Origin of the sequence: Empedobacter sp. UBA5036 (genome assembly GCF_002415215.1) — a bacterium.
GTDB lineage: Bacteria > Bacteroidota > Bacteroidia > Flavobacteriales > Weeksellaceae > Empedobacter > Empedobacter falsenii_B.
In genome coordinates, this window is the sequence record NZ_DICC01000068.1 from 60,709 (window position 1) to 79,651 (window position 18,943).

Below are 18,943 nucleotides of genomic sequence, written 5' to 3' on the forward strand. Positions count from 1 at the left end.
TCAATCCTTTTCTTTTTTAATATCTAAAAATTGTTTTACTCTACAACTTCCATTTCTACGTTTAATGTTCCCGAATTAATAGAACCTATAGAAGTAAACGCTGCTTTACTCAAATCCAATAAACGAGATTTTGTATGTGGTCCTCTATCGTTTATTTTTACAACAACAGATTTTCCGTTATTTGTATTGGTTACTTTGACTTTTGTACCGAATGGTAAAGTTTTGTGGGCTGCAGTTAAGTTATTTTTGTTATATAACTCGCCACTAGAAGTTTTTTTACCGTGAAATTTATCAGCATACCATGATACAATTCCACTTACTTTTTTTCCAGCTTTTTCAACAATTTCCGAAATCGCAGTGTTATCTGTTTTATTAAAATCTGAAAATTTATTGATTATATTAAGTTTCAAATTTTTAGTTATAGTAACTGGTAACGGATTTTCTATTGAAAAGTTTGATTTTCCTTTAGCTTGAGCCATTGGGATAATCATCAGCATTACTAATAATGTTAAAATATTCTTTGTCATTCTTTAGTTCTTTCTGAATCTTTATCTAAAATAAGCATAATAGATTTTGTTTGTACATGCATAGTTTTTTCTAATGTTTTTTTAGAAAATAAAAGAGACCTAAATGTCTATGTTTAGTAGCTTTATAAAGAATTGTTAACAATAAGTTAAAAATATAGTCACTTATTAAAATTTTTAAGAACTATTTGTAATTTTTATGTAAATATTTATTAGTCAGTGAGTTGTGATTTTAATCAGTAAATGTTAAATTAAATGACGCGATTAAGATGTTGATTTAAGATATTTTTTAATCCAGTAAAATGCATAATTTGTTGAAGAATTTGACTCGTTTCTTCGATTGATAATTCAGGATTTTTTGTTTGATGCATCAATTCTTTAATCACATTATCTATGTAAATAATTTTGAAGCGAAGTAAAACATCAAATAAATCTTTGTGCACAAATTCTTCTTTTTTCTTAATGTTGATGCCTTGCTTTACTGTCCAGTTTTCGCTTAAACTATGTTTTTCTAACATCATTTCCGAAGCAAGCTGTACAATTTCTGGATTGGTTAATCGAGAAAAATAAGTTCCTGTTCGCAATTCATCATTTCCCAAACCAACTTTCACTTCTTCTAAAATAGATTGATAAAGTGGATTACTCAAACTTAACTCGTTTTCATCAAATTGAGAAATGATTTCTTGGTTAACTGTTGTTTTATATAGCTCGTTGTTCTCGTTCTTCAAATCAACTTCTAAATCACCAAATTGCATAATCAACTTAATGATTTCATTTTCTACAGTTTGCTGAACATTGATGACTTCTTTTGTAGGCGGAACAACCGAAATAGCAGTTTTTTTCGTTCGTGCATTATCGGTAATATGAGAAGACGAAGAAGTCGATTTATCTCCAGAATTTTGCAATTGAGCTAACTCTTTGAACAAAACTTCTTCTCGAATTTCCATAATTTTAGAAGTTTCTGAAATGTAAACTTCTTGTTTGATAATATTCGGAATAAGTGAAATCGATTTTACAATTTCTCTGATTAATTCAGCTTTTTTGATAGGATCATTCTTCGCATCTTCCAACAAAACATTTGCCTTAAAACGAATGAAATCGGAGGCATTTTCTTTTATATACGCTTCGATTTCTGTTGTCGAATGTTTTTTCGCAAACGAATCCGGATCTTCGCCCTCTGGTAACAATAGAATTTTGACATTCATTTCTTGTTCCAAAATCATATCAATTCCGCGGAAAGAAGCTTTGATACCAGCATTATCGCCATCGTACATCACAATGATGTTCTCTGTCAAACGTTTTATCAAACGAATTTGCTCATTTGTAAGTGCTGTTCCAGAACTCGCCACCACATTTTGTATTCCAGCTTGATGCAGAGACAAAACATCTGTATAACCTTCAACCAAAAAACATTGATCGGCTTTTGTAATGTGTTGCTTTGCCTGAAATAATCCGTAAAGCGTTTTACTTTTATGATAAATTTTATTTTCGGGAGAGTTTAAATATTTAGCAGCTTTGGCATCATTTCGCAAAATTCGTCCACCAAAACCTAATGTTCTACCAGAAAAACTATAAATAGGAAACATAACACGTTCGCGAAACTTATCATATTTCTTATTATCTTCTTTGAAAGTTGCTAAACCAGCTTCTTCAATTAATTCTTTCGAATAACCATTTTTTAAAGCATATTCAGCAAAAGCATCCCATTGTTTTGGCGAATAACCAAGTTCAAATTTATCGATAGTTTCTTTGGTGAAACCACGTTCACGGAAATAACTCAGACCAATTAAATTTCCTTCTTCCGAATTATGCAATTGATTAGTGAAGAATTTCTTCGCAAAATCAGTCAAGATATATAAACTTTCTCGGTCTTTTTCTTCTTGTTGTTGCTCAAAAGTATATTCACCATCTTCTTCAATCTCGATGTTATAACGTTTTGCCAGCCATCGCAACGCTTCTGGATAAGTAAATTGTTCAACTTCCATCAAAAAAGTCACAACATTTCCACCTCTTCCAGAAGAAAAATCTTTCCAGATTTGTTTGGCAGGCGAAACAACAAAAGAAGGTGTCTTTTCATTACCAAAAGGCGAGAGTCCTTTTAAGCTAGAACCTGCACGTTTTAAGGTAACAAAATCACCAACAACTTCTTCTACACGAGCTGTTTCGAAAATTATATCTATCGTTCTTTGAGAAATCAAATTGAATTATTTTTTAGAATTATGTAAACAAATTATTTCTCAAAATTAAAACAAATTCTTTACTTGGCTTCATCTTTTCAAAACCTTTGTAGAAACGAATTTTAACATTTTTGAGATTTTGTATGATATTCGTTTATTAGACTGAAACTTGAAATTAAATTTTATGAAATCAACAATTTTAAAAATATCTTTTGCAGCAATTTTAGCAACAGGATTTTTAACATCTTGTTCTACTGTTAATAACGTGATAGGTAATACTGAAAACACAAATAACAACTCTATTTTAGGAAAATGGGAGTTGAGCCAAATCAATTTTATGAAGGCAGGTTCTATTGCAGAAGCTTATCCAATGGGAACTCCTTACCTTAATTTTATTTCGAATAGTATGTTAAATGTTTCGGATGGTTGTAACACTTTGAATGGAGGAGTTACAATTTCTGGAAATGAAATTACATTTGGTAATATGATGTCTACGATGAAAGCTTGTCAAAATGTAGAAGATTCTAATTTCAGTTCAAAATTAAACGGAAAATTAAAATACTCTATTTCAGATAATAAATTATTATTAATTCAAGGAGATATTGTCATCATGACTTTTGTTCGTCCTGGTACTTTAGCAGGTTCTTGGGAATTAGAAGAATTTATTGGTAAAGATAGAAGTGCAAAATCATTAGATGATCGTTTTCCAAATCAAAAACCTACATTAACATTCCAAAATAACAAAGTTTCTGGTAATGATGGATGTAATAATTTGACAGGAGCTTATGTAGCGGTTGGCAATTCATTGACTGTAAAAAACATCGCAACTACGCGTATGGCTTGTCAAGGAGTAGATTCTGATGCTTTTGGAGAGCGTTTTAACAATGTAAACAAATACGAAATTGTAGACGGAAAATTAGTTTTGTTTGCAAATGATGTTAAAACAATGGTTTTCAAGAAAAAATAATGAAATTCAATTCATAAATCATTAAAGCTGTCATTTTTTGACAGCTTTTTTATTTTTATATTTGTAGACTTTTTAAAAGGAGAGAAAGATGAAATTTCCACAAACACATCAATTAAAAGATATAGCATCAATTATCGATGCGAAATTTATTGGAGACGAAAATTTTCCAGTAGAAGGAATCAATGAAATTCACCGTGTAGAAGCGGGAGATATTGTTTTTGTTGATCATCCAAAATATTATGATAAAGCGCTACAATCGAATGCTACAATTGTTTTGATTAACAAAGAAGTTGATTGTCCAGAAGGAAAAGCTTTGTTGATTTCTGATGATCCTTTCCGTGATTTTGTCAAAATTGGACAACATTTTATGGCGTTTGAAGCTGCTACAAAACAAATTTCTGATTCTGCAGAAATAGGTGAAGGAACAATTATTCAGCCAGGCGCATTTATAGGAAATCATGTCAAAATTGGAAAAAATTGTGTGATTCATTCTAATGTTTCAATCAATGATTATGCAATTATCGGAGATAATGTAATTATTCGTTCGGGAACAGTTTTAGGAGCTGATGCATTTTACTACAAAAACCGTGAAACAGGTTTTGATCGTTTAAAATCTGTCGGAAATGTTATCATCGAAAATAATGTAGAAATTGGTGCGAATTGTACGATAGATAGAGGAGTTTCTGCTTCTACAATTATTGGTGAAGGAACAATAATGGATAATTTAATTCAGATTGGTCACGATACAATTATTGGTAAAAAATGTTTGATTGCTTCGCAAGTTGGAATTGCTGGTTGTGTAAATGTAGAAGACGAAGTTTCTATTTGGGGACAAGTTGGGATTACAAGTGGTGTAACAATCGGTACAAAAGCGGTATTATTAGCACAAGCAGGAGTTAGTAAATCTCTGGAAGGAGGAAAAACATATTTTGGTTATCCAGCTGAAGAGGCTCGAGGATTGTATAAAAAAATGGCTGTCACAGAGATAATGGTTCGCGATTACAAGAGAAAATAAAATTATCTATAGAAAATATTTTATAGCCGACCGTTTGGTCGGCTTTTTTTATGATAAATATCTTATCCTTTTTTGTCCTGTTCCAATAAAGATTTAGTGTATTTTTTACATTGAATATTTTTTAAAATGCAAAACTCCTTTTATATTTGTGTAAATTAAAAATCACAATGTCTGTATTAGTAAACAAAGATTCAAAAATAATCGTTCAAGGTTTCACAGGGAAAGAAGGAACTTTTCATGCTGAGCAAATGATTGAATATGGAACACAAGTAGTAGGTGGTGTAACTCCAGGGAAAGGAGGACAAACTCACTTAGGGTTACCAATTTTTAACACAGTAAAAGATGCTGTTGATCAAGCAGGAGCAGACGTTTCTATTATTTTCGTTCCACCAGCATTCGCTGCTGACGCTGTAATGGAAGCTGCAGAAGCAGGTATCAAAGTAATTATCTGTATTACAGAAGGTATTCCAGTAGAAGATATGGTAAAAGTACAAGCGTATGTTGATCAAAGAGATGTAACATTAATCGGGCCTAACTGTCCTGGTGTTATCACTTCTGAGGAAGCAAAAGTTGGTATTATGCCAGGTTTCATTTTCAAAAAAGGTAAAGTTGGTATCGTTTCTAAATCAGGAACTTTAACTTACGAAGCTGCTGACCAAGTTGTAAAAGCTGGTTACGGAATTTCTACAGCAATCGGAATTGGAGGAGACCCAATTATTGGAACTACAACGAAAGAAGCTGTTGAATTATTTATGAATGACCCAGAAACTGAGTGTATCGTAATGATTGGTGAAATTGGTGGACAATTAGAAGCTGAGGCTGCTCGTTGGATTAAAGTAAATGGAACTAAACCAGTTGTAGGATTTATTGCAGGACAAACTGCACCAAAAGGTCGTACAATGGGACACGCTGGAGCTATCGTTGGTGGAGCTGATGATACAGCACAAGCTAAAATGGCAATTATGGAAGAATGTGGAATCCACGTTGTTGCATCTCCTGCTGATATTGGAGCTACAGTTGCAAAAGTTTTAGGATAAGAATATTCTTAATCAAAATAGTAAAGGAACTCAAATTTGAGTTCCTTTTTTTATTTTAAAATTCTTGTTATGCAATAAATATTATATGTAATCAATACAATCAATAATACTCCTAAACACATTAGTAATAAATCAAATCGCCCTTGAAATTTATTTGAAAAATCGATTTGTATTAACTCTTTATTTTGATATTTTAAAGCTTGTATTGATATTATTTTCTTATTATTTAAATGAGAATAAAAATAAGGTTGTGCCAGTTTTTTGATTTTGTAATCATTATCCTCTTTAAAAATTTCGAATTCAATCAAATTATTTTGATGATTTGTTTTAACAAATTCATATCCATTAATTTTATTGAAATTTTCATATTGTAAATTGAAATTTATTTGAGGATATTCTTTTAATTTAAAGATTAAATATTCTTTTCGATTTTTCCTTTTTCCACTAAAATCTATTTCTGGCTGATAAGCCATATGACCTTTAATGGTTTTGTATTCTTGTATTTTATCAGGCTGATAATTTTCTATGCTAAAAGATAAAATAAATATTATTAAAGAGGAGAAAATCAATGATGTAATTATAATATATTCTTTTTCTACAAAACTTATTTCAAAATCTTCATTCTTTTTTATTTCAGGATAATTAGTTTTTAAATAAGATAGAATCTCTCATCAAACACATATTTATTATGAACTTCTTTAATACGACAAACTATTTTATTATCAGCATACAATTGAATTAATTGTCCATTAGATTTCTTTTTATAAGAATCTTTATATTCACCGTTTGTAATACTATAGCTTGTGAAATCTATCGCTTTCTTATATACTAAATTAGTATAAATAAGTTTGTTGTTATTAAACTCATAAGACTCTTTACTATTACTAATTATAAAATAAAGTTGAACTATAATATGTCCAGAAATTAAAAAATAATTGAATGCGCTATATCCAATTAATATAAAAAAGAAATAGGCAACTACTGAAATTAATGTGACAATTTTCCTTAGAGCACTATCTTCCCTTGAAGGAATAAAATGGGTATTAAATATTATCATTATAAAAACTCGTCTTCATCATCAAAATCATCCTCCATTTCGTCATCATCTGGAGAATAATCTTCGATAAAAACTTTGAATAATCTTGGACAAATGATTTGCAAATTGGTTAAATTTTCATCATCCCAATCAAACTCAGGTTTTGGAGATTTTTCTGTATAAAATTTAAAACATTCTTTGTTTACAAAGTCAATAATCTTGTGTTCGAATTTTTCATAGAAAACATCATCAGCGATTAAATGAAAATCTTCAAATTCATATAAATCATCTTCGTTGAAGCCTTCGTTAAAATAATCAGCTAAATTATCAGGATTCAAAATTGCCTTTTCAAACAATTCTTGTCCTTGCGAAATAATCCAATTTTTGAAATAATAGAAATGTGTTGGATCTGTATCATCATTCATAATACAAGCTGCACACCATATTTCAGGCGAATGTAATGAATAGGAGTAGAACTCTAATCGAAGTTGAAAACCAATAATATCCTCGGCAGTTAGATCTTCTAATTCTTGTTCCAAAGCCTTTTCTTGATCTTGCAAATTATTGGCATTGAGCAAAGAATTTTCTATAATTTGCCAAAACAAATCTTCTTCGAGCATACGCGAAATGCGCTCTGAGGGAAGGGTTGAAGAGTTAAACAAATCATCTAAAAAATCCATATTTCTACTTTTTAGTTTGTATTTAGTTGGTTTTGATTCGTAAAAAATTATCTAACGTTTTATTTCTTAAACCTTTAATTGATAAAACATTTTAATAAAATCTTTTTATAATTTATAAATAAAATATGATGAAACCTATTAATTTTTAAACTATTTACAATTTTTAAGGTAATTGTTTGATTTTGTTTAAACTAAAAAAAGTCTAATTCGAAGTGGAATTAGACTTTTTGGTTTTAAATATTTTACTCAATAATATGCGGAACAAAACGACTTTTATCGGTTGTAATAAATTGGTCACTTTCGCGGAACGTAATTCCACATGATTCTTGTCCAATAATCCAACTTCCGATAATGGTATAACCTGTTTCTTCATGATGTAAATTAGCCAAAGCTTGATAAATAAAACCTTCTTCACCATATTCTCCTGAAGTTTGCTCCGAAATAGTTCCGTTTTTTACAACTTCTATATTTGCGCCTTCACGTGATAACAATGGTTTTTTGACATAATTCTTCATCTCTTTTGGTGAATCTGTATAAGCTTCTAATAATAATGGATGATCTGGATACAATTCCCATAAAATTGGTAAAATAGCTTTGTTCGAAAGAATCATTTTCCAAGCAGGTTCTATCCAATTTGCGTTGATTTCATCATTTTTGATGTTGTATGCAAACAACTCGTTCATCATCCATTCCCACGGATAAAGCTTGAAAATATCTGTAATTGGTTTTTCTTCTAAATCAACAAAATTGACATTATTCCAACCGATTTCGTCAACGTAAATTAATTTGGTATTAATTCCGGCTTGTATCGCACAATCTCTGATATATTCGATATTCGTCAAATCTTCTAACGATTCTCTCACGCAAGAAAAATGCAATGTTTCACCTTTCAAATAAGGTTTTAACATTTTCCATGTTTCAATTAATTTATCATGAACAGAATTGAATTGATCTTTCGTTTCTCCAAAATAATTTTCCATCCAAAGCCATTGTACAACACCACATTCGAACAAAGAAGTTGGTGTATCAGCATTGAATTCTAACATTTTTAATTGATCATTATCATAAGCAAAATCAAAACGTCCATAAATACTTGGCGCATCATTTTCCCATGTATCAATCAAATAAGGTTGGATAAATTTTGGAATTTTAAATTCGTCCAAACGATTATTTTGAATCACATGTTCGACAGCATTCAAGCACATTTCCCATAATTCGTTTGTCGCTTCAAAAATTTTATCCGCTTCTTTTTCCGAAATCGAATAATAATAATCTTCTACCCAATAGGTTTGTTTATTTTCGTCTGTATGATAACCAAAGCCGATATTTTCTAACCTTTCTTGCCAGTTTTCGTCCGCTTTTATTCTTTTTAATTGCATAAAATTTGTTTAAGATGAAACTGAACGAGAAGAAGCAGATTTTCCGAATCCACCGCGAACAGTTTGACTTTTATACGCTTGCGCTTTTGCTGCGTTTGTTCCGACATTAGATTGTTGATGCAAACCTTGACTTGCATAGCCCATTCCGCCACCAGTTAAGCTACGAAAAGCCATAAACCACAGCAACGAACTTCCCATTCCACCGTGATGCGAACCACCCGAATGCGATGCATAATTTGACGTTACATCTGTGTAAGGCGCAGTAGAATCTGCACGCATATATACCTTTTGCGCATTGTTTGTAACGGGCGCTTCTTCACGATTCATACACGAACTAAGAACCGAAGAAATTAACACCAAAGTCACGACTTTACTTGCTCTTTTTTCTCTTTTATTCATGATAGATTATTGAATGGTTACGTAAATAGGAATTTTGGTAGAATCGGTAGGTGTATATTGTTTGTGCGTAATCAATGTATCTACTTTTTCTGCAATCATCAAATCATTTGACCAAATTTTTTGTTTGGTAATATGTAAAACAGAATCGCCTTTTGTTTCGGTTGTTAAAACAACTTCGCGAGCCGATTTTTTATCAATTTGTTCTAAATTCTGATTTTCGTTTTGATTAGATTGACACGCAAAAAAAGTTGTCAATGGTAGTGTTATTAAAAGTATTTTTTTCATGTTTCTTAGACTTCTAACAAAGTTACATTATTTCACAAAAAAAGCACAATCCAGAAATTCTGAATTATGCTTTTTGAAAAAGTATAGTTTTATTATTTATTATTCTAATGATTTAAAACTAATAATTCTTCTTTTTTCATAGAACCTGTTTGTTTCAATCTTGTGTGCCAAGAAAATGCTTCTTCTAAGATGTGTGGCGTTTGACCACCTCTTTCTGCACAAGCTCTTTCGAAGTAAGATAATAATTCTGCTTTATAATCTGGGTGAACACAGTTGTTAATGATTTCGATGGCTCTTTCGCGTGGCGCTAAACCTCTCAAATCAGCTAAACCTTGCTCTGTTACAATAATATCTACATCATGTTCTGTGTGATCAGTGTGAGAAACCATAGGAACGATAGACGAAATATTACCACCTTTTGCGATAGAAGCTGTAACGAAGATTGAGATAAATGCATTACGAGCAAAATCTCCAGAACCTCCAATACCGTTCATCATGTGTGTACCAGAAACGTGAGTTGAGTTTACGTTACCATAAATATCACACTCTAAAGAAGTATTGATTCCGATAATTCCTAAACGACGAATAACTTCGGCAGAGTTAGAAATAGATTGTGGACGTAAAACAATTTTATCTTTATAATTGTCGATATTTCCAATTACACGATCGTAACATTCTTGTGAAACTGTCATAGAAGATGCTGAAGCAAATTTCATTTTTCCAGAATCGATTAAGTCAAATGTAGAATCTTGTAAAACTTCTGAATACATGACTAAATCTTCAAAATCAGAATGTTCTAAACCACCTAAAACAGCATTCGCAACTTTACCAATTCCACATTGCAATGGCATTAATGATTTTGTAAGACGACCTTCTTCAACTTCATTTTCGAAGAATTTTACAATGTTTTGAGCGATTGCAGCAGTCGCTTCATCAGCTGGTTGAATGTCTCCAGGAGCATCTTGAATGTCGTGAAAAACAATTCCAACAATTTTAGAAGGATCTACTTTTATTGTTTCTGTTCCAATTTTTGTATCACAAGCAGTGATGTTAATTGGAGTACGTTTTCCATATTCTTCTACACTATAAATATCGTGAATACCTTTAATATTTGTAGGAATAGACGTGTTAATCTCGATGATTAATTTGTCTGCATTTGCAGCGATTTCTGCATTATTACCGATAGAAGTAGTAGGTACTAAAGAACCATCTTCTAAAATTTCAGCAACTTCTAAAACACCTAAATTAATTTTAAATTGTCCATCTAAAATATGTTCGGCAGTTTCTCCTAAATGCTGATCGATAAATAAAACATTACCTGCATTTATATTTTTACGCATTACAGTGTCTACTTGGAATGGTAAACGTTTTTTTAATGCTCCACTTTCTACTAAAGCCGCGTCTGTACCATGTCCTAATGAAGCTCCTGTTACTAAAGTGATTTTTAAATTTTCAGATTTGGCACGCTCCGCAACAGCTTTTAATACAACTTTTGTATCGCCTCCTCTTGTAAAACCACTAGAACCAACAGTCATTCCATCTTCAAAAAATTTGGCAGACTCCTCTGCTGTCATTACTTTTGACTGTAAGTCAGTTAATTTTATTCTTTCCAACATAATGCAACTTTTTCTTTCTAATACTATTCAATAATTGTTCCCTTCTGAACGGAGGGAATTACAAATATTGGATTAATTAATAAAAAGTTAATATCAAAAATAGTCAAATAATTATTCATTTCGGACACTTTTATTTGTGTACATTATACATTATATCAAATAAATTATTATATTAGTTCACAATTAAAGAAACTATGAATATACATTTGGATAATAAGTTCGAAACACGATATTACCTAACCGAAATTGACAAATTACCAACCTCAATTTTCTGTTACCATAAGGAAATTTCGGAAGCATACGTGGTAGAACATAAACATAACAAAGCGCAATTTCTTTATTGTGAGGGAGGAATAGTTTATGTAAAAATAGGAAAAGATACCTTTTATTTACCTGCAAGACACTATATGTGGATACCGCCTCATGTGGAACATAGTATACACCCAAATACACCAGAGGTGATTATGAGAAATTTATATTTCCCTATTAATGAAAGTGATAATTCGTTTTATAAAAAAGTAGGAATCTATCCTGCTGATGGATTATTGTTAGAACTTTTATTATTTTCTAACCAATGGAAAGGAGATATTGTTCCAGAAAATAGAAGCGAATATGTAATCGCGCAAGCTTTCAAAGAAATATTACCTAAAGTAAGTAAAAGTAGTTTACGATTGGCTTTACCACTTCCTCACGACGAACGTCTGAAAAAAATCGTTCAATTCTTAGATGATAATATGGATTCTTCGATTACAATGAAGAAAATTACGGCCGAATTCGGTTTCTCTGAACGATCATTATCACGATTATTTCAAAAAGATTTGAATATGACATTTGTCCAATATTTCACGATTTTGAGAATGCTACGCGCTTTACAATTATTAATTGATAATACGTATTCAATCAGCGAAATTTCGACAATGGTTGGTTACAATAGTTTGCCAACGTTTAGTAATACATTCCAAAAAGTAATTGGAGTTCGTCCAACAGATTACTCAAAGAAAAAAGATATATTATAAATTAAGGTATGAAAATTTATCAAGTAAGTGGATTAGGTGCAAATGCAAATGCTTTTCGAAATCTACGCTTGGAACAAGATTTTGAGCAAGTTTATATTCCTTGGTTAGATCCAGAGAAAGATGAAACTTTGGCTCATTATACCGAAAGATTATTAGATAAAATAAATCCCACAGAAGATTTTCTTTTGATGGGATTATCTTTTGGTGGAATAATTGTGCAGGAAATGAATCGTTTTATTAATCCAAAACATACATTTCTGATTTCGACAGTGAAGAATAGGGCAGAGCTTCCGAAGTTATTTCGATTCTCGGCTTCTATTAATGCACATAAAATAATTCCGATGAGTTTCTTAACTTCGGATCGGACATTTTCGTACATGATGATGCGAAAATTATATTATACTGATCGAGAAAAAGATAATATTGACGATATTTTTGAGTTTCGAAACAAAGAATATTTAAGTTGGTCGATTCATAAGATTGTAAACTGGGAACATTCTACAGCTTATCATGAAGAAAATATTACACATATTCATGGTACAAAAGATATTGTTTTTCCGATTGAATATATCAAAGATGCAATACAAATAGAAGGCGGAACACATATTATGGTGATGCAAAAGCCAAAATTAGTGAGTGACGAAATAAATAAAGTATTAATCACTTTATAATTAAAAAAGCTTGAACATTTGTTCAAGCTTTTCTAATTTTATACTTCTTCTGTTGTATTTTCTTCTTCGAAATAACTTTTTTCTAAAGCGAAATTTTCGGCGTTAATTACATCAAATTCGCCAATTTTTGTACGACGAAGTGCTGTTAAATATCCTCCAGAATTGACTGCTTTTCCAAAATCAAAAGCCAAAGAACGAATGTAGGTTCCTTTGCTACAATTTACTTCAAAATCAACAAAAGGTAAATTGATATTCGTAATTTTAAAATCGTGAATCGTTATTTTACGTGCTTTACGTTCTATTTCTTGACCTTCACGAGCCAATTCATACAAACGTTTTCCATCCACTTTTACAGCTGAATGCATTGGTGGAAATTGTTCAATTTCTCCAATAAATTGTTTCGTTGCTTCGTGAATGATTTCTTCTGTAATATGTTCCGTAGGAAAAGTTTGATCTTCTTCCGATTCCAAATCATATGTAGGCGTTGTAACACCTAATTTAATTGTACCTGTATAGGTCTTTTCTTGCGCCTGAAATTCATCAATGCGTTTTGTCCATTTTCCTGTACAAACCAATAAAAGTCCAGTCGCTTTAGGATCTAAAGTTCCAGCGTGCCCAACTTTTATTTTCTTTAAATTATATGCTTTTCTAATATTCCAACGAATCTTGTTCACGACATCAAAAGATGTCCAATCAAGTGGTTTATCAATCAAAAAAACGTGACCTTCTTGTATTTTTTCTACATTCATCTTATTTGTGCTGAATCATTGTAGTTTCTACTGAAGCGGCATTATCTTTTTCTGCTTGTGTTGGAGAATTGTAAGAGAAATAAATCAGTAAAATAATACCGATGATAATTCTGTACCAACCCCAAAATTTGAAACCGTATTTTGTTAAAACTGCGATAAATGTTTTTACTGCGATTAACGCCACAATAAATGCGACAACATTTCCAATTACAAATAATATAATATGGTTTTGATCTTGCAAAATCATTTCGTAACCTCTCATTGGTGTTGCAGTATCTTCTCCCCATGTTTTCACAAAAACAGAATAAACTGTAACCGCTAACATTGTCGGAACCGCTAAAAAGAAAGAAAATTCAGCAGCTGCTTTACGCGATAAACCTTGCGTCATACCACCAATAATAGAAGCGGCAGAACGAGAAGTTCCAGGCATCATCGCTAAACATTGCCAAAAACCGATAATAATTGCTTGTTTTAATGTAATATCTTTTTCATCATTAATTTTAGGATTTTTGAACCATTTGTCTACAAATAATAAAATGATACCTCCGAAAACTAACATTCCAGAAATAGCAACTTGATTTCCTAAAACAGCTTCGATTTTATCATCAAATAATTTTCCTAATATAAGGGCAGGAATAACAGCACAAGCTAATTTGATGTAAAAATTGAAATTGAAATTTTTGAAGTCAAAGAATTTTTTCCAATATAAAACGACGATTGATAAAATTGCTCCAAATTGTATAGAAACTTGAAACATTTTTAAGAATTCACTTTCTGGCATTCCCATCAAAGCTGCTGTGAATCCCATGTGTGCTGTAGAAGAAATTGGTAAATATTCGGTAAGACCTTCTATAATAGCAATGATAATTGCTTGTAAAGTATTCATTATTTTTCTTTATTCGGATTGATTAAAATGGCATAAATCTCGACTATGAAACCTACGACAACTAAAAATGGCGCTAATCTAATTCTACGAAAAGAATAGATTTCATCGTTCCAATAATTTGCATCCCACGTTCCATCTGGCCTTGTGTTGGCGTCGTGTCCTGTCATTAATAAAAATCCAAGACCAATTAGCGCAACACCAATTGCCATGAAAATGTAATTTCTTTTTCCAAATAAAAAAGTAAAACCAGCATCATTTGTAGATGCTGATTTTTTTGTTGTATCGATAGAATTTGATTTCATTAATAAAGTTGATCAGTTTTTAATCTTAAATAACGCCATGCAGCAAACAATGTACTGAAAACGGCAATAACAACTCCAATTCCAATTAAAATAAGGATAAGTGGAGTAAAGCTTGGATTCCAAAGTACTAAACCAACTTTTGTTGCTAAAATGTACCATAAGAAACCTAATCCTACCGCTGCAATAAATGCTGCTAAGAAACCTAAAACTGCGGCTTCTATCAAGAAAGGTTTTACAATAAAACGTCTACGCGCACCAACTAATTGCATTGTTTTGATGCTGAAACGTTTTGCATAAATTTTCAGACGAATAGAGTTGTTAATTAAAACGACTACAATCACTAAGAAAATAACAGCAAAAATCATAATCCAGAAAGTAATTTTGTTGATGCTGTGGTAAATCGTTACCATCGCTTCTTTGTCACTTTTTACTTCGTCTACAATTGGATTTTTTGCCAATACCTTATTAATAGAATCAATTTGTTCAACTGATTGTATTAATGCAGGGTTCAATGTGATTTGAACTGATGCAGGGAAAATACTTTCTTCGAAGAAATCACTACCATCCGTACCCAAATCTTTTTTCGCAATTTTAGCTGCATCCTCTTTGCTGATATACTGTGTAGCTTCAACAAAAGGATACTTCACTTTCAACGAATCGATATAAGATTTCTGTAAATCAAGCTCCTTATCTTTTAATTTTGGATCTTCGACATCTTTAAAATATGCCTCGATTTTTAACTCTCTTTTTAGATGTTCTGCGTAACTTTGTGCATTAATGACAATTAAGCCGAAAATACCTAATAGAAATAAAACAAGCGAAATACTAATCACAACAGTGATGTTTGAAGATCGCAGTCTTTTTTTCTCAAATTTATCGTTCGTTTTTGACATTTGGGTTAATTTTGGGGCTAAGATAAAAAAAACTTATTTCGCAAGAAAGATATTCCGTATATATTCTACGGTAAGTTGGTTAAAGAAAACTTAAAATTTAGAATTTTTGAAAGTAAAAGCTAAAAAACATTTAGGTCAGCATTTTTTGAATGACGAAAATATTGCACGAGACATTGCCGAAGGATTAACTTGGGAAGGCTATGATCGTGTCTTAGAAATTGGTCCAGGAATGGGCGTGTTGACAAAATATATTTTACAAGCAAAGAAAAATATAGAGGTTGTGGAGATTGATACAGAATCAGTCGAATATTTAAAAGAATATTATCAACCATTTTATCCAGGATTTAAAATTCATTCCGAAGATTTCTTGAAAATGGACTTTTCATCAAAGTTTGATGAACAAATTGCTATTTTAGGAAATTTTCCGTATAATATATCTTCGCAAATTATTTTTAAAGCTTTAGAAGAGCGATACACCGTTCCCGAAGTTTGTGGAATGTTTCAGAAAGAAGTAGCCGAACGTATCGCTTCTAAAAAAGGAACAAAAGATTATGGTATACTTTCTGTATTAGCGCAAGCTTATTATCATTGCGAGTATTTGTTCACAGTTCCGGAGCACGTTTTTACACCACCACCAAAAGTAAAATCGGGCGTTATTATTATGAAACGCTACCGAACAGAAATAGAAGGAGTCGAACAAAAACGATTTTTTCAAGTGGTAAAAGCTGGTTTTGGACAAAGAAGAAAAACGCTTCGTAATTCGTTGAAAGCTTTGGGGATTCCTGAGGATTTAAACGATCACGAGTTTTTGAACATGCGCGCAGAACAATTATCTGTCGAAGATTTTATTGAGTTAACGAAAAGAATGAAATAGATTATGGAGGTAAAAATTACAAAAGATTTTATTGAACATTTAAACGAAAGTATTAATCAGCAAAATGCTAAAGCGGTTAAGGAGATGTTGCAAGATTTGCACCCCGCCGATATTGCTGAATTGTTTGATGAGCTTTCGACCAAAGAACAATCTTTTGTAATTGATTTACTCGATAATGAAATTTCTGCAGATATCCTTCTTGAATTAGAGGAAGATGATCGACGTAAATTTCTGAAAACGCTTACTGCAAAAGAAATTGCTGAAGATGTCATTAATGAGATGGATACCGATGATGCGGTTGACGTCATTAATGAGCTTTCGGATGAAAAGAAAGATGAGGTAATTGCGCAATTAGAAGACCAAGAACATGCCCGTGAAATTGTAGATCTTTTACGTTATGACGAAGATACGGCTGGAGGTTTGATGGGAAAAGAGTTGATAAAAGTCAACAAAGATTGGTCGGTAATCACAGCAGTAAAACAAATGCGAAAACAAGCTGAGGATTTAGAAGAGGTTTTCTCAATTTATGTGGTTGATGAAGATGAAAAATTACTTGGAACATTGAGTTTGAAGCGTTTGTTGACGACTTCTGCGAATACAAAAGTGGCAGATGTTTACAATGAAAAGATCCAATATGTAAAGACCTATACAAAAGATATGGAGGTTGCGAAAGTAATCGAAAAATATGATTTGTACGAAGTGCCTGTTGTAGACGAATTAATGCGTTTGGTTGGTGTAATTACGGTGGATGATGTGATTGATGTGATTCGTGAAGAAGCTGAAGAAAATTATCAATTAGCAGCCGGGATTACTCAAAATGTCGATTCTGATGATAATATCTTAAAATTAACTCGCGCTCGTTTGCCCTGGCTTTTATTGGCTTTGGTAGGTAGTTTTGTAGCTGTTAATGTGTCGCAAAGTTTTAGTGATGCGATGAATTTGTATCCGCAATTATTCTTTTTTACGCCGCTGGTTGCTGCCATGGCAGGAAATGTTGGTGTGCAATCTTCTGCTATTATTGTGCAAGGTTTGGCGAATAGTAATATTTCGGGTTCTATTTGGAAAAGATTAGGAAAAGAAATGTTATTGGCTTTATTAAATAGTACATTATTAGCTTTTGTGCTTTTATTGGCGACACATTTCTTAATGAGTACGAGTTACGAAATTTCCTCAACCATTGTATTAGCTTTAGTTATTGTGATGATTTTAGCAAGTTTGATTGGGACATTTATTCCAATTATGTTGCATAAATATGGTGTTGATCCTGCGATTGCAACAGGTCCATTTATCACAACAAGTAATGATATTTTTGGTTTGTTGATTTACTTTTCGATTGCGAAAATGATTTTAGGATTTTAAAAACTTTAAAAATGAATAAGTTAAAAATTATAGGAATAGCAACTCAAACGTCTAATAATGATAGTCAAGCGATTGAAGATTTAGGAAAATTGTGGAATCAATTTTTTGGTGAGAATATAATGACTAAAATTCCAAATGCAATTAGTTCTAATATTTATTCTGTTTACACAGATTACGAAAGTGATTTTACAGGAAAATATACGACGATTATTGGTTTAGGAGTTTCTTCTTTAGATGAAATTCCAGAAGGGATGGTTGGGCGAGAATTTGAGCCACAAACATTCAAAAAATATATTGCCAAAGGAGAATTACATGAAGCAGTTGGAAAAACTTGGGCAGAAATTTGGAATGATGATGCAAATCTAAATCGCACGTATAAATATGATTACGAATTGTACACCGAAAAAGCTCAAAATCCTGCTGATGCAGAAATTGAGATTTATATTGGTGTGAAAGAATAGTAATTAGTACTGAGATACTAGAATTTAGATATTAGAAAATGATATTTAAAAAATGAGTTGAAGTTTTACTTTCAGCTCATTTTTTATTTTGGATATTTTGTAGGATTTCTATGTGTATTAAAAACTGCATAAATAAATACAGTTTTTTCTTCTTCATTAGTTTCAAATAAAACCAAATAAGGAAAAGATTTAAAAGGTTTTGCACGCAAATTTCTATATTTTACTTGATAAAAAGGATTTATTTCCAAAGCTTCCAAAACTTTTGTCAATTCAGCTAAATATGATTTTGCAGCAGATGTAGAAAAGTTTGAATAATAAGAAATAGCTTGTTCAATATCTTGGGCAGCTTCGGAAGAAATTCTAATCTTATAAATCATATTTTCCGTGCAATTCTTTCAATACATCTTTTGCATTCAAAAAATTTTCTTTTGGCTCGTTAAGTCGATTATCCAAAATTTCCTTTTGTTCTTCCGTTAACTCAAATTCAGTTTCTTGATTATGTTTATAAGTTAAAAAATCAATATAACGCTCAACTTCTTCCAAAAGTGATTCAGGAAGTTGTTTCAATTTAGAATTCACTTGTTCAATAGTCGTTGCATTCATAATTATTAATTTTA

23 protein-coding genes are annotated in these 18,943 nt (G+C 31.6%); 8 read left to right on the forward strand and 15 right to left on the reverse strand.

The genetic code is table 11. The annotated features are described in order from the left end of the window. Positions 1 to 35: 35 nt before the first annotated feature. Positions 36 to 527: a septal ring lytic transglycosylase RlpA family protein gene (locus B4J88_RS13000; protein ID WP_280049577.1), complete on the reverse strand. Its 492-nt coding sequence runs from the start codon at positions 525 to 527 to the stop codon at positions 36 to 38. 248 nt (positions 528 to 775) lie between these two features. Then, positions 776 to 2,722: a DNA primase gene (dnaG, locus tag B4J88_RS13005; RefSeq protein WP_291067805.1), complete on the reverse strand. Its 1,947-nt coding sequence runs from the start codon at positions 2,720 to 2,722 to the stop codon at positions 776 to 778. A 163-nt stretch (positions 2,723 to 2,885) separates the two neighbouring features. On the opposite strand from dnaG, the gene B4J88_RS13010 reads away from it, so the two are divergent. From B4J88_RS13010 to sucD, 3 genes are all read left to right on the forward strand, one after another. Continuing rightward, positions 2,886 to 3,668 (forward strand): META domain-containing protein, encoded by a 783-nt coding sequence (locus B4J88_RS13010; RefSeq protein WP_291067806.1) that lies wholly within the window; start codon positions 2,886 to 2,888, stop codon positions 3,666 to 3,668. 88 nt (positions 3,669 to 3,756) lie between these two features. Next, positions 3,757 to 4,683, forward strand: coding sequence for a UDP-3-O-(3-hydroxymyristoyl)glucosamine N-acyltransferase (locus B4J88_RS13015; protein WP_114999484.1), 927 nt, complete (start codon positions 3,757 to 3,759; stop codon positions 4,681 to 4,683). A 167-nt stretch (positions 4,684 to 4,850) separates the two neighbouring features. Then, a complete protein-coding gene (gene sucD, locus B4J88_RS13020; protein ID WP_280035736.1) occupies positions 4,851 to 5,720 on the forward strand; it encodes a succinate--CoA ligase subunit alpha in 870 nt (289 codons plus the stop codon). Between the two features lie 50 nt (positions 5,721 to 5,770). Here the strand turns inward: sucD and B4J88_RS13025 are convergent, their stop codons facing one another. The 7 genes from B4J88_RS13025 to B4J88_RS13055 all read right to left on the reverse strand — a co-directional run bounded on the left by B4J88_RS13025 (position 5,771) and on the right by B4J88_RS13055 (position 11,115). Next, positions 5,771 to 6,193 carry a hypothetical protein gene (locus B4J88_RS13025; protein ID WP_280049580.1) on the reverse strand — a complete coding sequence of 141 codons (423 nt, stop codon included), beginning with the start codon at positions 6,191 to 6,193 and terminating at the stop codon, positions 5,771 to 5,773. Between the two features lie 176 nt (positions 6,194 to 6,369). Further along, the gene (locus B4J88_RS13030) at positions 6,370 to 6,777 is read right to left on the reverse strand and encodes a hypothetical protein (protein ID WP_125349734.1); all 408 of its coding nucleotides are present in this window, start codon (positions 6,775 to 6,777) and stop codon (positions 6,370 to 6,372) included. Beyond that, positions 6,777 to 7,436, reverse strand: a complete 660-nt coding sequence (locus B4J88_RS13035) for a DUF4240 domain-containing protein (RefSeq protein ID WP_125349733.1) — start codon at positions 7,434 to 7,436, stop codon at positions 6,777 to 6,779. The genes B4J88_RS13030 and B4J88_RS13035 overlap by 1 nt, the downstream gene beginning before the upstream one ends. A gap of 242 nt (positions 7,437 to 7,678) precedes the next feature. Continuing rightward, the gene (locus B4J88_RS13040) at positions 7,679 to 8,815 is read right to left on the reverse strand and encodes a glutathionylspermidine synthase family protein (RefSeq protein ID WP_125349732.1); all 1,137 of its coding nucleotides are present in this window, start codon (positions 8,813 to 8,815) and stop codon (positions 7,679 to 7,681) included. A 9-nt stretch (positions 8,816 to 8,824) separates the two neighbouring features. Beyond that, entirely contained in the window at positions 8,825 to 9,214 is a 390-nt protein-coding gene (locus tag B4J88_RS13045; RefSeq protein WP_221855306.1) for a hypothetical protein, read from the reverse strand. Between the two features lie 6 nt (positions 9,215 to 9,220). Continuing rightward, entirely contained in the window at positions 9,221 to 9,499 is a 279-nt protein-coding gene (locus B4J88_RS13050; RefSeq protein WP_038337307.1) for a hypothetical protein, read from the reverse strand. A gap of 104 nt (positions 9,500 to 9,603) precedes the next feature. Continuing rightward, positions 9,604 to 11,115, reverse strand: coding sequence for a succinate CoA transferase (locus B4J88_RS13055; RefSeq protein ID WP_286513982.1), 1,512 nt, complete (start codon positions 11,113 to 11,115; stop codon positions 9,604 to 9,606). Between the two features lie 194 nt (positions 11,116 to 11,309). Between B4J88_RS13055 and B4J88_RS13060 the strand changes: the two genes are divergently transcribed. Both B4J88_RS13060 and B4J88_RS13065 read left to right on the forward strand, forming a co-directional pair. Continuing rightward, entirely contained in the window at positions 11,310 to 12,131 is an 822-nt protein-coding gene (locus B4J88_RS13060) for an AraC family transcriptional regulator (protein ID WP_180906175.1), read from the forward strand. A gap of 8 nt (positions 12,132 to 12,139) precedes the next feature. Beyond that, positions 12,140 to 12,802 carry an alpha/beta fold hydrolase gene (locus B4J88_RS13065; RefSeq protein ID WP_114999497.1) on the forward strand — a complete coding sequence of 221 codons (663 nt, stop codon included), beginning with the start codon at positions 12,140 to 12,142 and terminating at the stop codon, positions 12,800 to 12,802. A gap of 38 nt (positions 12,803 to 12,840) precedes the next feature. Here the strand turns inward: B4J88_RS13065 and truB are convergent, their stop codons facing one another. Genes truB through B4J88_RS13085 form a run of 4 tightly spaced genes read right to left on the reverse strand, consistent with a single transcriptional unit; the run spans position 12,841 to position 15,632 of the window. After that, positions 12,841 to 13,551 carry a tRNA pseudouridine(55) synthase TruB gene (gene truB / locus B4J88_RS13070; protein ID WP_291067807.1) on the reverse strand — a complete coding sequence of 237 codons (711 nt, stop codon included), beginning with the start codon at positions 13,549 to 13,551 and terminating at the stop codon, positions 12,841 to 12,843. 1 nt (position 13,552) lies between these two features. Further along, entirely contained in the window at positions 13,553 to 14,437 is an 885-nt protein-coding gene (locus B4J88_RS13075; protein ID WP_291067808.1) for an undecaprenyl-diphosphate phosphatase, read from the reverse strand. Further along, positions 14,437 to 14,739 carry a DUF3098 domain-containing protein gene (locus tag B4J88_RS13080; RefSeq protein ID WP_052217597.1) on the reverse strand — a complete coding sequence of 101 codons (303 nt, stop codon included), beginning with the start codon at positions 14,737 to 14,739 and terminating at the stop codon, positions 14,437 to 14,439. The genes B4J88_RS13075 and B4J88_RS13080 overlap by 1 nt, the downstream gene beginning before the upstream one ends. Next, positions 14,739 to 15,632: a cell division protein FtsX gene (locus B4J88_RS13085; protein ID WP_114999502.1), complete on the reverse strand. Its 894-nt coding sequence runs from the start codon at positions 15,630 to 15,632 to the stop codon at positions 14,739 to 14,741. The genes B4J88_RS13080 and B4J88_RS13085 overlap by 1 nt, the downstream gene beginning before the upstream one ends. A 106-nt stretch (positions 15,633 to 15,738) precedes the next feature. Between B4J88_RS13085 and rsmA the strand changes: the two genes are divergently transcribed. The 3 genes from rsmA to B4J88_RS13100 are packed head-to-tail and all read left to right on the forward strand — an operon-like array spanning position 15,739 to position 18,326. After that, complete coding sequence (rsmA, locus tag B4J88_RS13090) at positions 15,739 to 16,506, forward strand: 16S rRNA (adenine(1518)-N(6)/adenine(1519)-N(6))-dimethyltransferase RsmA (RefSeq protein ID WP_038332430.1); 768 nt, start codon at positions 15,739 to 15,741, stop codon at positions 16,504 to 16,506. A gap of 3 nt (positions 16,507 to 16,509) precedes the next feature. After that, a complete protein-coding gene (mgtE, locus tag B4J88_RS13095; RefSeq protein ID WP_038332427.1) occupies positions 16,510 to 17,865 on the forward strand; it encodes a magnesium transporter in 1,356 nt (451 codons plus the stop codon). A gap of 11 nt (positions 17,866 to 17,876) precedes the next feature. After that, positions 17,877 to 18,326 (forward strand): GyrI-like domain-containing protein, encoded by a 450-nt coding sequence (locus tag B4J88_RS13100; protein WP_114999507.1) that lies wholly within the window; start codon positions 17,877 to 17,879, stop codon positions 18,324 to 18,326. A gap of 83 nt (positions 18,327 to 18,409) precedes the next feature. Here B4J88_RS13100 and B4J88_RS13105 read toward each other — a convergent pair whose 3' ends face one another. After that, positions 18,410 to 18,703: a type II toxin-antitoxin system RelE/ParE family toxin gene (locus B4J88_RS13105; RefSeq protein WP_114999509.1), complete on the reverse strand. Its 294-nt coding sequence runs from the start codon at positions 18,701 to 18,703 to the stop codon at positions 18,410 to 18,412. Further along, positions 18,693 to 18,929, reverse strand: coding sequence for a DUF2281 domain-containing protein (locus B4J88_RS13110; RefSeq protein WP_114999511.1), 237 nt, complete (start codon positions 18,927 to 18,929; stop codon positions 18,693 to 18,695). Before B4J88_RS13110 ends, B4J88_RS13105 begins: the two co-directional genes overlap by 11 nt. Positions 18,930 to 18,943: the final 14 nt, after the last annotated feature.

Coding starts and splice junctions, on each gene's coding strand:
- B4J88_RS13060 (WP_180906175.1), top strand. CDS start 11,310: ATGAATATACATTTGGATAATAAGTTCGAAACACGATATTACCTAACC.
- B4J88_RS13040 (WP_125349732.1), bottom strand. CDS start 8,815: ATGCAATTAAAAAGAATAAAAGCGGACGAAAACTGGCAAGAAAGGTTA.
- sucD (WP_280035736.1), top strand. CDS start 4,851: ATGTCTGTATTAGTAAACAAAGATTCAAAAATAATCGTTCAAGGTTTC.
- mgtE (WP_038332427.1), top strand. CDS start 16,510: ATGGAGGTAAAAATTACAAAAGATTTTATTGAACATTTAAACGAAAGT.
- B4J88_RS13010 (WP_291067806.1), top strand. CDS start 2,886: ATGAAATCAACAATTTTAAAAATATCTTTTGCAGCAATTTTAGCAACA.
- B4J88_RS13080 (WP_052217597.1), bottom strand. CDS start 14,739: ATGAAATCAAATTCTATCGATACAACAAAAAAATCAGCATCTACAAAT.
- B4J88_RS13055 (WP_286513982.1), bottom strand. CDS start 11,115: ATGTTGGAAAGAATAAAATTAACTGACTTACAGTCAAAAGTAATGACA.
- B4J88_RS13110 (WP_114999511.1), bottom strand. CDS start 18,929: ATGAATGCAACGACTATTGAACAAGTGAATTCTAAATTGAAACAACTT.
- B4J88_RS13030 (WP_125349734.1), bottom strand. CDS start 6,777: ATGATAATATTTAATACCCATTTTATTCCTTCAAGGGAAGATAGTGCT.
- truB (WP_291067807.1), bottom strand. CDS start 13,551: ATGAATGTAGAAAAAATACAAGAAGGTCACGTTTTTTTGATTGATAAA.
- B4J88_RS13025 (WP_280049580.1), bottom strand. CDS start 6,193: ATGGCTTATCAGCCAGAAATAGATTTTAGTGGAAAAAGGAAAAATCGA.
- B4J88_RS13035 (WP_125349733.1), bottom strand. CDS start 7,436: ATGGATTTTTTAGATGATTTGTTTAACTCTTCAACCCTTCCCTCAGAG.
- B4J88_RS13015 (WP_114999484.1), top strand. CDS start 3,757: ATGAAATTTCCACAAACACATCAATTAAAAGATATAGCATCAATTATC.
- B4J88_RS13045 (WP_221855306.1), bottom strand. CDS start 9,214: ATGAATAAAAGAGAAAAAAGAGCAAGTAAAGTCGTGACTTTGGTGTTA.
- B4J88_RS13100 (WP_114999507.1), top strand. CDS start 17,877: ATGAATAAGTTAAAAATTATAGGAATAGCAACTCAAACGTCTAATAAT.
- B4J88_RS13075 (WP_291067808.1), bottom strand. CDS start 14,437: ATGAATACTTTACAAGCAATTATCATTGCTATTATAGAAGGTCTTACC.
- B4J88_RS13050 (WP_038337307.1), bottom strand. CDS start 9,499: ATGAAAAAAATACTTTTAATAACACTACCATTGACAACTTTTTTTGCG.
- B4J88_RS13065 (WP_114999497.1), top strand. CDS start 12,140: ATGAAAATTTATCAAGTAAGTGGATTAGGTGCAAATGCAAATGCTTTT.
- B4J88_RS13085 (WP_114999502.1), bottom strand. CDS start 15,632: ATGTCAAAAACGAACGATAAATTTGAGAAAAAAAGACTGCGATCTTCA.
- B4J88_RS13105 (WP_114999509.1), bottom strand. CDS start 18,703: ATGATTTATAAGATTAGAATTTCTTCCGAAGCTGCCCAAGATATTGAA.
- B4J88_RS13000 (WP_280049577.1), bottom strand. CDS start 527: ATGACAAAGAATATTTTAACATTATTAGTAATGCTGATGATTATCCCA.